Genomic DNA, 14,417 nt, shown 5'->3' with positions numbered 1-14,417 from the left:
GACGGTTCTTTTTTTGCTAGCTATTGCCGTGGACGCACCCGATTAGTCGGAAGTGCGTTCAGCGGATCATCCGGCCAGTAATGCTTCGGGTACCGACCTTTGAGGTCTTTTTTAATTTCAAAATACGTAGTGCACCAAAAACTAGCTAGATCACGGGTAACCTGCACCGGACGATTAGCTGGTGACAGCAAATGTATCAGAAGCGGAATCCGTCCTCGCGCAATACATGGTGTCTCCATCAATCCAAATACTTCTTGCAGGCGTACGGCTAGGACTGGCTGCTGTGGATCACTGTAGTCAATCGGAATGCGTGAGCCGCTTGGAACGATGATATGTGTCGGCGCTTCCGCATCAAGCTTCTGGCGATCTTCCCATGACAACATACCCTCTAGTACATCCTTCATGTTCAAACGTTCCAGCTCAGCCCGGCTTTTTAACCCGTATACATGTGGCGCAGCCCACTCTTCGAGGGATGCCAGCAATGCCTCATCGGACATTTCAAGTGTCTCCGCTCCCGCTTGATACAAGAAAGCAAGACGTTCCCGCAGCTGCTTAGATGCCTTGTTCCATGAGAAAATACGCATCCCTTCTTCGCGAATTCCTGCAAGCAACGCAGCCAGACAATCATCCGGGTTCGGGCTTACAAGCGGTGTCTCTGACAAAATCAGCGCCCCAAGTCTCATGCGGTTTCGCGCACGAACTGCCTGCGCAGAATGATCCCAGACAATCCACTGTTCTTCTTTCACCTGCTCACCCGCATGTTCGATAATGTCTTGAATATCGACCGGAGCAGCTAGAAAAATCCGACTCTCCGGCACGTCATCTCCAAGTTCTGCGGCTACTAGATATACAGACATACTCATTGCCTGCGCTTCTGCAAACATCGCCCCTCGACCATTGCTTAATAAAAACCGCCCATTCTCGCGCCGCTGGGCAATGCGGTCTGGATAAGCGAACGAAAGCAACAACCCACACCAATCGCCCTTCTTGCCTGTCTCGTCCTTTACCGCCAGCTGACGCTTCCACTCTTCTGCTTCCGTCCAGATCCGCCGACGTAACCCTTCGTCTATTTGATAAGGTGTACTCTGATTATTACGCACATGAAGCAGATCAATTCTAAGCCGTGTGTCTGCGTTCCGTCTCTCCCCACGGACAAAATCTCGTTCACTGAGAACCGCCGCCAGCTCACATGCCAGGCCACCAAGCGCAAGTTCTTTAGCCCGTAGCATCATATGAGCCAGGCGCGGATGTACACCAAGTTCGGCTATCTGGCGACCGTGGGACGTAATCGTACCATCTTCCCCAAGGGCACCCAGCTGCATTAATAGCTCCCGTGCCTGCGCCAAGGCTGCTATCGGGGGAGCATCCAGCCAGAGAAGCTCTCTTGGCTCCGCACCCCATTCTGCCAGCGCAAGCGTGAGCGGAGCCAGGTCTGTCTCAAGAATCTCCGGTGTAAGGCGCGCCGCAAGCTGCCGATCTTCCTCCTCCGTCCAGAGACGAAAGCATATACCCGACGATAGACGCCCGGCACGGCCACGCCGCTGATCTGCCGATGCACGGGATACACGGATCGTTTCGAGCCTTGTCATGCCCGTACGTGGCGAGAAACGCGCCACACGCATCAGACCGCTATCAATAACGATCCGTACCCCTTCAACCGTCAGGCTTGTCTCCGCAATCGAGGTTGCCAATACGATTTTACGCTCGCCCGGTTTTCCTGGTGCAATCGCCTGGTCCTGTTCGTCTCGCGATAAATTGCCGTACAGCGGAGCAACACGTACTTGTTCCGTCCATTCTATCTCTACAAGCATTCTTTCCACTCGACGTATCTCGCCTGCACCTGGCAGGAATACAAGCACATCGCCATTATGCTGCTGCAAAGCCTTTTGAATCGTTTGTACAACTGCGGCCTCAACAGTTCCTTTTATTAGCTGCTTGGCATAATACGTTTCAACAGGAAATGCCTGTCCCGCACTCTCAATAACAGGAGCGCCGTTAAGAAGCGCTGCGACCGGTTCGGTCTCCAGTGTGGCCGACATAACAAGAATGCGCAAATCATCCCGCAGGAGTGACTGTGATTGCAGGCAAAGCGCAAGCCCCAGATCAGCATGCAGATTCCGTTCGTGAAACTCATCAAAAATAACAAGTCCCACTCCTTCAAGTGCCGGATCATTCTGCAGCAGACGGGTTAGAACACCTTCTGTAATGACTTCAACTCTTGTAGTAGGACCTACTTTTGTATCCATTTTAACGCGGTAGCCAATAGTCTCTCCCGCCTTCTCTCCAAGCGAAGCCGCCATGTAGCGTGCAGCGGTACGCGCAGCAAGACGGCGCGGTTCGAGCATGAGAATACGCTGTCCCGTAAGCCACGGCTCATCGAGCAACGCAAGCGGCACATGCGTCGTCTTGCCCGCACCCGGAGCTGCGATAAGTACAGCGTTCTGCCGGGTACGAAGCGCCTCCCGCAAATCGGAAATAACCGCTTTAATTGGCAGTTTTGTCATGCCACGTCCCCCTGTGGTATAGTGTATTGACATCATCATATCAAAAAGCAAGCTTGCACATTCACACGAATTTTTATGATAGAGGGGATAATAACCATGTCTGATTCCACACAAAACGAACAAAATACTGCTTCGACTGAAAAGAAAAAAGTTAGTCTCCAGGATGCGATTAAACAAAAGCTCGCCAGCAAGAAACAGGCGCAGCAGGCAGCGCAAAACGGGCCGCAGCGCGCTGCTGGCAGTCAGAAGGTGAAAAGCCAACAAACGAAGAAAGCAAACAACCAGCGCCGCCGGACAGGTGTCTAAATGAACGGTCAGCAGCGGGTGGATATCACGCCTGGAATTGAAGTCGACATTGTGCTGAAGCAGGATCAACGAACAGGAAAAACAACACGCGGCATCGTCAAGGACATCCTGACGAAATCCAGCTTTCATCCGCACGGCATCAAAGTACGCCTGCAAGATGGACAGGTAGGGCGCGTGAAAACCATCTTCAAATGAAAAAGGGCGAGCTCAATGCTCACCCTTTTTGCTTTCCTGCCTGCCTTGAAAGCGTCATCCGAATCCCCTTCTCAATCATCGCCACATAAGGTCGATCCTTCGGTGCAGCAAGGGTAATAGCACGTCCCACCTCGCCTGCCCGCCCAGTACGTCCAATCCGATGTACATAGCTCTCCACATCATGAGGAATATCATAATTAAACACATGCGTCACCCCGTCTACATCCAGCCCTCGTGCAGCCACATCGGTTGCTATTAGCAGATGAATTTGTCCCTCGCGGAAGCGCTGCATCACTTGCTCTCTCTTTGCCTGCGACAAATCACCATGTAATTCATCTACGCTATATCCTCTCGCCTGAAGGGCCTCATTCAGCTTGCTAACCCGCCGTTTAGTCCGGCAGAAAATCATCGCCAGAAATGGACGTTGCTCATTAATAAGGCGACACAACGTATCCTGCTTCGCCCGGTCCGTTGTCTCCACAAGCAGCTGCTGAATATCCGAAACCGTAATCTCTGCCTCTTTTACGCGAATGTCATATGCCTCTCTCGTATACCGTTTCGCCAGCATGCGTACCGCCTGTGTCATCGTAGCTGAGAACAGCATCGTCTGGCGTTCATCTGGCGTCTCGCTGATAATATCCTGCACCTCGGGCAAAAAACCGATATGCAGCATCTGATCAGCCTCATCAAGTACGAGCATGGCTACGTGTGATAATTCGATTGTGCCTCTTCGCAGATGATCAAGCAGACGCCCTGGCGTTCCGATGACGATATGCACATCTCCTTCCAGCTGTTTCATCTGCCGTTCGACATCCTGGCCACCGTATACGGCCAGCACATGTATGCCTGATCCATCTGCCAGCTTCTTCGCTTCTGCTGTTACTTGCAGTGCTAACTCACGCGTCGGGGTAATGATTAACGCCTGAATATGATTTATAGATAAATCAATCTTCTCCATAATCGGCAGCAGAAACGCCAATGTCTTACCTGTTCCAGTCTGTGCTTTTCCGATAACGTCTCTTCCCTGCAGCAGAACCGGAATCGCCTGTTCCTGAATGGGAGTCGGAGTCGTAATTCCGTTTTCCTGAAGTTTTGTATATAAAGAAGATCCAATTCCTAGCTGTTGAAAATCGTGCACATCCAGTCCCTCGTTTCTATGTGGTTTCCCACATTATACCCTCTATCCTTCAAAGCGGTTTAATACAGCAAAGAACCGCTTTAAAAACTCATAAAAAAGCTCCTCTGTTGGCAGCAATTCACGGTCACGCGGGATAATAACACCAACAGTCCGCGTTACCTTCCCCTCACTGATCATTTTCTTCACAGTTGTACGTGGGATGCTGTCCACAAGCGTAATTTCAGGAATTAATGTGACACCAAGCCCGGCGGCTACTAACCCTTTGATGGCATCAATATCCTCACCTTCAAACGATACGTCCGGCCTAAAGCCAAATTGACTGCAAGCCTGGACAACAATATCCCGCAGAATAAACCCTGACGGAAACAATACAAACGGGTCGTCCCGTAACTGACTCAGCTGTACAGACGATTCTTTGGCCAGCGGATGATTCGACGGCAGAAGTGCCACAATATTTTCGAGAAACAGGATATCTCCCTTCACGCGCTTCTCCTGTGTGGGCACCGGACCGAGCAGCGCAATATCGACCTCCCCCTTGTCCACCGCATCGATCAGGAAATGATAGGATCCCTGACGTAGCTGGAACTTTACATGCGGATGTTCCTGCCGGAATGCCGAGATAACAGTCGGAAGCATGTAAGCAGCCAGACTACTCGGAAATCCGACCCGAATAATCCCACGTTCCGGGTCCAGATACTCCTCTACTTCCCGTTTTGCTTTCTCAATTACATTCATGGCTTGCTGCATATGATCGAGAAACATACGTCCGATTGGCGTCAAGCGTACATTCCGCCCTTCTCGAATAAACAAATTCACTCCCAGTTCCGCTTCCAGATTAAAAATCTGACGGCTAACTGCTGACTGCGCGACATGCAGCGCATACGCCGCCTCTGTCACATGTTCACGTTTGGCTACTTCGATAAAATACTGGATCTGCCGAAGCTCCACATTGTCACCTCCCCACTAATCAATCTCAATATGGCATCATTTTTATCTAATATCTATATTGTTTAGATTAATTTACACGCGATACAATGAACTCAGGAAAAATTAAACAAGTAACTGTATTTTTTAATCCGAATAATTAAAAATTATAAACTAACCTACTTGGAAGTTAAAGTAATGTATAAAAGGGGAGATTGAGGAAACCATGGCTACGTTACAAGAAGTTAAACAGGACGCATTACAAATCGCGAAAGAATATGTGAACGCCGTATATGAAACAGTGAAAAAACGTAATCCACACGAAACCGAATTCCATCAGGCAGTCAAAGAAATTTTAGATTCCCTTGTGCCTGTTTTCGCAAAACATCCAAAATATATGAACACTGCCATTCTGGAGCGAATCGTCGAACCAGAGCGCGTTATTTCCTTCCGTGTTCCATGGGTAGATGACCAGGGCAAAGTTCAGGTCAACCGTGGATTCCGTGTACAGTTCAACAGTGCAATCGGGCCATATAAAGGTGGCTTACGCTTCCATCCTTCTGTTAACGCAAGCATCATTAAATTCCTCGGCTTTGAACAAATTTTCAAGAACTCCCTGACAGGCCAACCAATTGGCGGAGGCAAGGGTGGTTCTGACTTCGATCCAAAAGGCAAATCCGATATGGAAATCATGCGCTTCACACAGAGCTTCATGACGGAGCTGTGTAAATATATCGGGCCAGATACAGACGTACCAGCAGGTGATATCGGCGTTGGTGGACGCGAGATCGGCTTCTTATTCGGACAGTACAAAAAAATTCGCGGTGGCTACGAAGCAGGTGTATTAACCGGTAAAGGACTTGGCTATGGTGGCAGTCTGGCCCGTACGGAAGCAACAGGCTATGGTACCGTCTACTTCGTACAAGAAATGCTGAAAGATCAAGGACTCAGCTTTACAGGCAGCACCGTTGTTGTATCTGGCTCCGGTAATGTTTCCATCTACGCGATTGAGAAAGCAACAGAATTAGGCGGAAAAGTTGTAGCCTGCAGCGATTCAAACGGCTACATTTATGATCCGAATGGCATCAACCTCGATACTGTGAAGCGTCTGAAGGAAGTAGAACGCAAACGAATTCATGAATACGTACAGGAACACCCGCAGGCGCAATACTTTGAAGGTTGCGCAGGCATCTGGTCAATTCCATGCGACATTGCTCTTCCTTGTGCTACACAAAATGAGATCAATGAATCATCCGCAAAACTGCTCGTGGCAAACGGCGTCAAAGCAATCGGTGAAGGGGCTAATATGCCATCTACACTCGAAGCGATTGACGTGTTCCTGAGTAACAAAGTACTCTTCGGACCGGCTAAGGCTGCTAATGCAGGCGGTGTAGCGGTTTCTGCCCTTGAAATGGCGCAAAATAGCATGCGTCTCGCTTGGACTTTTGAAGAAGTTGACGCGAAGCTGCATCAGATCATGGTTAATATTTACCGCAACAGCGTAAAAGCTGCGGATGAATACGGTCATCCAGGCAATCTCGTTGTCGGTGCGAATATTGCTGGCTTCCTTAAAGTTGCCGATGCAATGATGGCACAAGGCATTATCTAATTGTATATCTAACTCTCCTCTGTTATCGTGTTAACATAAAAAACTCGCGGCACACAACGTCCGCGAGTTTTTCTTATTCTTTCTATTGGTTTCTCGCAATCTCGTACAGTTCATTATTCAAGAAATACAAGGTAACCTTATCATTTTTCCGTAGACTGTTCAGCAGAGTTTGCAGCTGTGTTTGACGGTTAAATAATGAATCCGGCAAATAATAGCTACCTTTCGCTGTATAAATTCGGTCACCTAATGGATCAAGCGATGTAAAGGTTGTATCTACTTGTGATAGAACAATGATGCTTTTCGCCCCATTAGCCGATTCTGCCACCTGCACCCGATTGCCTGGCACAAGTGAAGTCAGATTCGTATACGTACGGTCTCCGATCTGAATGCTGCTACCATATCCAAGTGTCATCTCATTCGTAACCCCGTTTAAATCTTTTACAACTACTTTATTCGTTTCTGGTGTTACCTGTGTTACCTGTCCATATATACTCGGCACGACTGCGACCGATTTCAGTGTGTTACCCAGGTATGTGACGCGCAGTACATCACCTTTTTTCACATCGGATACTTTTGGATATGCAATACCTGGAATAGTAAGAGTCACACCGTTGTCTATAATAAGATCACGTGACCGTCCCTGTTCATTCTGTGCCGTAATTCGAGTGGTATAAGAAGAATTATTATCCGTAGCACGATATACGTACGATTTTTCCACATCGATTGCTGTTACTTTACTTGTGTCCATCTTCATGGCGATCTTATCGCCTACTCGAAGATCGCGCAAAGTCTCACCACTTATATCATAGATCACAATGTCTGCATTTTGGTCTACTACATAAACTTTTGTCTCGCCTGTTTCTAGCTTCACTGTTAATAATCGATTATCCGTATCTACATAAACTACTTCCGCACGAAGTCTATTATCTGCATTAATAGAGATAATCTTGTTATCTTCATTCAATTGAATCGATACGGTCATATCTTTTTTGATATCTGAAAGACTTTTAGCATTTCCATTGAGCAACACTTGAGCCGTAGGAAGCACTTCATACGCACGCAACTCACCATTACTACCTTTAAGAGACAGAACACGATTCGTTGTATCAAGGGCAAACACACTACCAGATAGCAAGCTATTACTGCCCTGTACGGTACGATTCTTGATCGCAATCGAAACAACTACATTATTTTCGATTTTCACTTCTACTTTATCGCCTACTTTAATATCAGCAAGCGTTGGGGCAATGGCTCCATTCAAGGAAACAGTCGCAGACGGCGCAATTGTATAAGCCTGCATTTCTCCCTTATCGTTTTGCAGGGCAATAAATTTATCCGCCGCACTGATTACTTTAACCGTTGACGTCTCCCCAGTGTTGGCTGTTGAATCAGCCACAATAACCTTCGTGATGGACCCATTATTTACTTCTAGTTTCACAGAATCACCTGGGAGTAAATCTTCTACACTAGGAAATCTCTTATTCTTGTATTCAATATACGTAGCATCTGTATATTGATAGGCTTCCAGCTTGCCAGCTGCCGTTTTAATTGTAAGCAATTGTGTTGTTTTATCAATATCGTAAACAGTGCCCGCCATAGCTTGCTCCTGGCTTACATTGGTTCGCTTCAGTTCCACTACCTTGCCATCTGCATTTATGGACAACTCAACCTGGTCGCCTTTTACAAGCTGACTTACCTGTAGTTTGTCAGAGCCAGATGTTATCGCTGTACTATCCGAAATCGTATACGTCTGGAGCTTTTCATCCGATAGCCGAACTACAACTGTTTTTGCTTCGCTAAATACTTTTTCAATCGTTCCTTTTACCGTTGTATACTGCGGCTTAGTCGGCTTATTCTGTAGAACTTCGACATAGTTAGCTTTTCCGTTCGTCCCGATTACCATTACTTGACTGTCTGCGTCCACGACTGCACTTGTGATTTCCTTGCTGTCTTTATAAAACTTGGTCTGATTTGTAAGAGTGTAGCTCTGCTTCGCTCCAGCTGAATTGGTGATAGAAAGTGTACTGCCTGTTATACTTTCCACCGATCCAATCTGCGTCGTGTCCGATGTTACGTCTATGTATTTTTCACTCTGACTTAGTACAGAAACAATTTGTGCGCGAGTAACCGCATAATTCGGTTTAAACGAGTATTTACCATTCTCCAGATAACCAGATACCAACCCAAGGCTAGCAGCTGTCTTCACATATTCTTTTGCCCAATCCGGCACATCTGCCGCATCCGTAAATACGGTCGTTTCAACTGAGCTTCCCACTTCACTTTCTTTACCAACCATCCTTACCATCAGCTGCGCAATCCAGGCACGGGATGCGTATTCATTCGGACTAAAGTTTTTCTCGGATGGTTTAATCAGCCCCTTCGAAATTGCTAGAGCAACTGAACCTTTGGCCCATGTTGGAACTGTATATGGAATGGCTGTATTTTTGTATTTTTCTGCTTCGTCAGCTAATCCCATATTTCGAACGGCCAGAGCAACCGCCTGCAATTGTGTCACTTTTTGTTCCGGCTTAAATGTTCCATCTTCGTAACCCGCTACTACATTACGCAGACTCATTTTCGTGATATATGGAGTAGCCCAATGGCTTTTTGCTACATCCGAGAATTTCCCGCCGGACACCGAGGCTGCTTCTGCCAAGACAGGTACGATCAGACTTTGAACCCCTAGCAAACCTGCCAATGTAAAAGGGGCTATTGTACGTTTGATGCGATTCATATGTGATATTCGCTCCTCTTGTCAATAGAAATATTTCTTATGTTACCTCATATTGTAAACGATTTTACTAGAAACGTACACTGACCTATGGTTTCAAAATTCGTAGATTACAAAGAAAGATGCACCTTTTGATACCGATGCATCTTTCTTGTTTCTATTCCCGGTTTATATCCCCAATATATCGCGAATTTCCGCTTCCGATAAACTTGACAGCATCGTTTCCCCCGGCTGAATCACTTGTTCAATCAACTCTTTTTTCTTCTGCTGCAATTCATAGATCTTTTCCTCAATCGTACCGCGTGCAATCAGCCGCATCACCTGGACACTATTTTTTTGTCCAATGCGATGCGCTCGGCCTGCCGCCTGCTCTTCCACCGCAGGATTCCACCACAAGTCATACAGGATAACGGTATCCGCTCCCGTTAAATTCAATCCGGTTCCACCCGCTTTTAGCGAGATGAGGAAAATATCATGTTCCCCTTGATTAAATCGCTCCGTCATTCCCATTCGATCTTTCGAAGGAGTTTGTCCATCTAGATAGAAGTACCCGATGTTTTGGCGATCCATCTCCTGACGAATGATTGCCAGCATGCTTGTAAATTGTGAAAAAATGAGCAGCCTTCGCTTATTCTCTAACGCATTCGCGACAATTTCCATCAACTGCTCCATTTTACCTGACGCATCTTCATAGTTTTCCAGAAAAAGCGATGGATGGCAGCATAACTGTCTCAATCTTGTTAAGCCTGCAAGAATTTTCATGCGGTTTTTTTGAAATCCGTCTGTTTCCAGCGATTCTTTTGCTTCCTGCTGGATTTTTTCGAGATACCCGACATATAGTTCTTTCTGTTTTTTCGTCAATTCTGATTGATGAACGGTTTCGATTTTTTCCGGCAGCTCCGTAAGTACATCCTGCTTTAAACGTCGCAATATGAATGGACGCACCATCCGCGCGATTTTATCGTTCTCTAGGCTTTTAAACCATTTATGATTGTGGAAAAACCCAGGCAAAATTGCGTCAAAAATGGACCACAGCTCATCAAGGGAATTTTCAATTGGCGTACCACTGAGCGCAAATCGTTTGCCTGCCTTAATCGTTTTCACCGCACTGGCTGTTTTCGTCGTATGATTTTTGATGGCCTGCGCTTCATCAAGAATAAGCGAGTCGAACTCCATCGCTTCATACAACTCAATATCTTGCCGCAAAAGCGGGTATGAAGTAATGAATGCATCCGGCATACGCTCACGCAAGCAGGCACTACGCTCATCAGGCGTACCATATGCGACCGCTACATCTAGATCGGGTGCATATTTTTCAAATTCGCTTTTCCAATTGTACACAAGCGATGCCGGAACAACGATAAGTGACGTATGTGTCTTTCTCGTTTCGTCCGCTTTCTCAGAAAGAAGATACGTAATCGTCTGTATCGTTTTCCCAAGCCCCATATCATCAGCCAGAATCCCACCCAGACGATAATGAGCCAGCGTTTTGAGCCACTGGAAGCCAAAATTTTGATAATCCCGCAGCGTAGCCTGCAATGTTTCTGGCACAGCCACATCAATCATATCCGGATTTTTCAGCTCCTGGATAAGACGGCGAAACTTCTTCCCAAGTTTGGCTGAGTACTTGTCTCCCTCGCCAATCAGTTCATCAATCTGTAAGCTGCGATACACCGGAAGCTGTAACACGCCAGATTTTACTTGTGATTTGCTAATATGAAGTTCGGAAAACAACTGATTGATCGCATCAAAAGAACCATCCTCAAGCGACACAAACGTACCATCTGACAAGCGGTAATATCTTTTCTTCTCCACAACGGATTGCAAAATATTCTGCACCTCTTGTGGATCAATATCGCCCATATCAAAACTAATCTCCAGCAAATTCCCGCCTGGCTCTACATCGATTCGGGTAACAGGTATATAGTCTTTCGGAAAAAGCAACGATTGCACCGCATTTGTCATATACAGCTCTGCTTTTTCCTCCAATCCTGGCACAACGGTAAACAAAAAGGTATAAATCTCGTCTTCCCCTTCGATATAACATTGTTTTCCATTATATTTGAACGGAGTGCTTTCAAAAATCTTCATAAACTCCTGTTCGTTTTCCATCTCACGCATCAAAATGACATCTTGCTTCCCATCTATCTTCGTCTCATCTTGAAATGCATCAATGACAATGTTGCCATAATGATATTCAACTTTAGCCAGCATTGTCTCATCCTCATAATCAAGAAACACCTTCACACACAAAGGCAAGCTTATGATTTGTTCCGAGATCGTCCCTGCCAACTCCAACTGGCCAATTTCTTTCAACCCCGGCATCACATATGAAACAAATGATTCCATTTGTTTTTGCGACACAAGCACCGACTTGTTCCCCATCGAATTCCGTACCGGGGCAAGCTTGCGCATAATGTTTTTTTGAGAATTAGTTAATTGATAGAAGATTCCGTCTTGCAAGGCCCAGCCATATGAGTCAAAAAACATAACCTCCGTCAAATCGTTCAAATCAAGCTCGAACTCCCCCAACTCTCCTTTTTCAAGCCGAAATGTTAGCGGAAGCTTATGTTCTTCCCCATCAGACTGAAAGATTACATTCTCCTGCCCGTTAACCGATACCACTCTCCCTTGCAGCTTGGAAAACAAACGATTCGCAATCAACGGCGGAATAAGCAACGATCGTTCACTGTCGCTGCTTCCATAGTAGCTCATCTGCGAACGAAAAAAATGTTCGTTCTCCTGAATTTCTTGCAATAATTGCAAAACATCCATATCTTCTTCCGAAACGTACTGTTCCGACGAATCGAAGGTGAAATTCGATGTGAATGTATAAGTTGAACCTTCGGCGACGCTTTCCAAAAATTCACCGATTTTTTTCACCACATACGGCCGCTTCATCCCTGCTCGCAACTCAATCGAAAGCAGTTTCCCGTTACCTGGCATTCGTGCAGTATGAATGTTACATACATACTCGATCATAAGTGGATGCTTGCCATATGCTTGTCTCACTTCCGCGACCGGATTCGACATGTTCATCCAGGTCGTAAGCAAGTGATTTGCTTGCTGGTATTTATGCAAATCAACAATTTTTTCTCCTGAATGGCGGATAGGTCGTTTAGACTTTTTTGTTTCCGGCTTTGTTCCCTGTCCGAGTTGTACTTCCTGGATTTCCAAAAGTACGGCTACAATATGCTTGCATGACAAACTCGTATTATAAGCCGGACACGTACACCGGGCATCGATATTGCTGTCTTCTATATAAACCTCTACATCATAGTCGTCACTGCCAATCACGACTGCATGCCAAACACGTTCATGCGAGTCAAAGTGAAGCTTCGTCACCCGCCCATGCTGATAATAAGAGAGTCCGCGCTGATAAAATGCATTGGACCCGCACCATTTCTTCACAAATTGTGTTGTAATAAACGATGTTTCCCCGCTCATGTTCTCACCCCTATATTGAATAGAACCATTATACTATCTCTTTCCAACTTATAAGCAAAACAAACCTTGCTACTACACAGTCATTTGCTTTAAAAAAATGAGGTGTGATATAGTTATAAAAAAGGGGAGGCGCATAACCATGAATGATTCCTATACACTAAAATGGAGTTGTAACCATTCACATGAAGAAACCTTTCAAGGCCGAGTTGATCGAATCACGATCTATCTTCAAAGCAAAGTGCTGGAGATTATCGATTCGAATGACTCGGTTTTTTATTTAATCTATTTCAAAAACAATGTACTGGGTGGAGGAAGTCTGCAAAGCATATACGAAGAAACCTTTCTTCATAAAGCATTTCAACAAGGAATGACGATTCATGCTTCGCACCCTCTGTTCTCTGCTTTCCTTCCTAAAAATCACACAATCCATATTCCTGAAAAAAGTGACGTATTTACTCACTTACAGAATCACCTTTCCCTCACAGAAATTTCACTGGCTGCTACTTATATGGACAATTTTATGGAAGAATCGCAGCTGGTTAGTGTCATCCGCCGAATTTTTAATCACTTTAAACAAAACGGACAGCTTGCCAAAGCCTATGAGATTGCAAAAATACTCCTTACCTTCTCACCAAATATAAAAGCCATGCAGGAAATGATTCGAATCCCCGCATTTGAAAAATATCGAAAAGCAGACGATTCCCCTCTGCTTATGGAATCATTCTATTATCAAAACCGGACAGAACTGAACTATGAACGCCAGCTTCATCAACTGCTACATAAACAATCACGTCACCTTGAACAGCTCCTTTTATTTATGAATCTGTTTGAAGTGAAGCATGACTTTGATGATTATAATGCATTTACCCATTTGTTGGAACGCCAACTTAAACCGGAAGACCGCTATAAAACATTGCAATTTTTATGTGAACATTCAACCACTTATTCTCCGTTATCTCAGCACCTGGTTCAAGAAATGATTTATCTAAAACAGTACCCGGAAGCATTGTCTTTCCTCATTACTCATTTCTCCGATCTCTCCTTAGACGATACTACGATGATTGAAGTAATTATCGAACATGTAGAGCCCTCCTACATTGTACGTCTGCCAGCCATCAATCAAATCATTAGCAGCCTTTATCGCACCCAGCCCGAAAAAAAAGAAGTCCTTGTACGTCGCTTAGTCACCTGTTTGCTTACACAATCTGAGCCTCCTCAGGTAAAGGAATGGATAGAGCCGATTCGGTCAACAAGCCCTCGTCTTCCCGTAGTCAAAGACATCGAGCAGCTCACATCCTTATCCCAGGATCTAGACCAGCTTACAAGGCTAGGCGAGCTCTATTATCAGTTCGGTCTGCTGGATCAATCAATTGAATCCTTCACCTGGGAGATGGAGTTAAAACCAGATGAACTAGGTCCCGTACGCTGGCTAAGTAAACTCTATAAAGAAAAAGGAATGAATGAAGAAGCGAATACGTATAAAAACCTTTCCATCCATATGGCAAAACGGGCATAACACACCCCATAAATAAAATGCTCGCGTTAGAAGTTCGTAACGCGAGC

8 protein-coding genes and 1 pseudogene are annotated in these 14,417 nt (G+C 45.7%); 4 read left to right on the top strand and 5 right to left on the bottom strand.

All coding sequences use genetic code 11. From position 1 onward, the window contains the following. Positions 1–20 precede the first annotated feature (20 nt). Positions 21–2,504 (bottom strand): ATP-dependent helicase HrpB, encoded by a 2,484-nt coding sequence (hrpB, locus tag CB4_RS02275; protein ID WP_096463401.1) that lies wholly within the window; start codon positions 2,502–2,504, stop codon positions 21–23. 96 nt (positions 2,505–2,600) lie between these two features. Between hrpB and CB4_RS02270 the strand changes: the two genes are divergently transcribed. Together CB4_RS02270 and CB4_RS02265 are read left to right on the top strand one after the other, a co-directional pair. Next, a complete protein-coding gene (locus CB4_RS02270; protein WP_096463400.1) occupies positions 2,601–2,810 on the top strand; it encodes a hypothetical protein in 210 nt (69 codons plus the stop codon). Next, entirely contained in the window at positions 2,811–3,005 is a 195-nt protein-coding gene (locus CB4_RS02265; RefSeq protein ID WP_096463399.1) for a YwbE family protein, read from the top strand. Between the two features lie 37 nt (positions 3,006–3,042). Here the strand turns inward: CB4_RS02265 and CB4_RS02260 are convergent. Together CB4_RS02260 and CB4_RS02255 are read right to left on the bottom strand one after the other, a co-directional pair. After that, positions 3,043–4,149 (bottom strand): annotated as a pseudogene (locus CB4_RS02260) (DEAD/DEAH box helicase); the annotation flags it as partial. Between the two features lie 36 nt (positions 4,150–4,185). Beyond that, positions 4,186–5,091: a glutamate biosynthesis transcriptional regulator GltC gene (locus tag CB4_RS02255; protein ID WP_096463397.1), complete on the bottom strand. Its 906-nt coding sequence runs from the start codon at positions 5,089–5,091 to the stop codon at positions 4,186–4,188. A 202-nt stretch (positions 5,092–5,293) separates the two neighbouring features. On the opposite strand from CB4_RS02255, the gene gdhA reads away from it, so the two are divergent. Further along, positions 5,294–6,676 (top strand): NADP-specific glutamate dehydrogenase, encoded by a 1,383-nt coding sequence (gene gdhA, locus CB4_RS02250; RefSeq protein WP_096463396.1) that lies wholly within the window; start codon positions 5,294–5,296, stop codon positions 6,674–6,676. Between the two features lie 82 nt (positions 6,677–6,758). Here the strand turns inward: gdhA and CB4_RS02245 are convergent, their stop codons facing one another. Both CB4_RS02245 and CB4_RS02240 read right to left on the bottom strand, forming a co-directional pair. Further along, a complete protein-coding gene (locus CB4_RS02245) occupies positions 6,759–9,410 on the bottom strand; it encodes an S-layer homology domain-containing protein (RefSeq protein WP_096463395.1) in 2,652 nt (883 codons plus the stop codon). Between the two features lie 165 nt (positions 9,411–9,575). After that, complete coding sequence (locus CB4_RS02240; protein ID WP_096463394.1) at positions 9,576–12,854, bottom strand: DEAD/DEAH box helicase; 3,279 nt, start codon at positions 12,852–12,854, stop codon at positions 9,576–9,578. Between the two features lie 139 nt (positions 12,855–12,993). Between CB4_RS02240 and CB4_RS02235 the strand changes: the two genes are divergently transcribed. Then, positions 12,994–14,370: a hypothetical protein gene (locus CB4_RS02235; protein ID WP_096463393.1), complete on the top strand. Its 1,377-nt coding sequence runs from the start codon at positions 12,994–12,996 to the stop codon at positions 14,368–14,370. Positions 14,371–14,417 lie beyond the last annotated feature (47 nt).

Origin of the sequence: Aneurinibacillus soli (assembly GCF_002355375.1) — a bacterium.
GTDB lineage: Bacteria > Bacillota > Bacilli > Aneurinibacillales > Aneurinibacillaceae > Aneurinibacillus > Aneurinibacillus soli.
The sequence above is the reverse complement of the archived record's forward strand: the minus strand, read 5'-3'. Positions and strand labels throughout refer to the sequence as shown.

Coding starts and splice junctions, on each gene's coding strand:
- hrpB (WP_096463401.1), bottom strand. CDS start 2,504: ATGACAAAACTGCCAATTAAAGCGGTTATTTCCGATTTGCGGGAGGCG.
- CB4_RS02270 (WP_096463400.1), top strand. CDS start 2,601: ATGTCTGATTCCACACAAAACGAACAAAATACTGCTTCGACTGAAAAG.
- CB4_RS02265 (WP_096463399.1), top strand. CDS start 2,811: ATGAACGGTCAGCAGCGGGTGGATATCACGCCTGGAATTGAAGTCGAC.
- gdhA (WP_096463396.1), top strand. CDS start 5,294: ATGGCTACGTTACAAGAAGTTAAACAGGACGCATTACAAATCGCGAAA.
- CB4_RS02245 (WP_096463395.1), bottom strand. CDS start 9,410: ATGAATCGCATCAAACGTACAATAGCCCCTTTTACATTGGCAGGTTTG.
- CB4_RS02240 (WP_096463394.1), bottom strand. CDS start 12,854: ATGAGCGGGGAAACATCGTTTATTACAACACAATTTGTGAAGAAATGG.
- CB4_RS02235 (WP_096463393.1), top strand. CDS start 12,994: ATGAATGATTCCTATACACTAAAATGGAGTTGTAACCATTCACATGAA.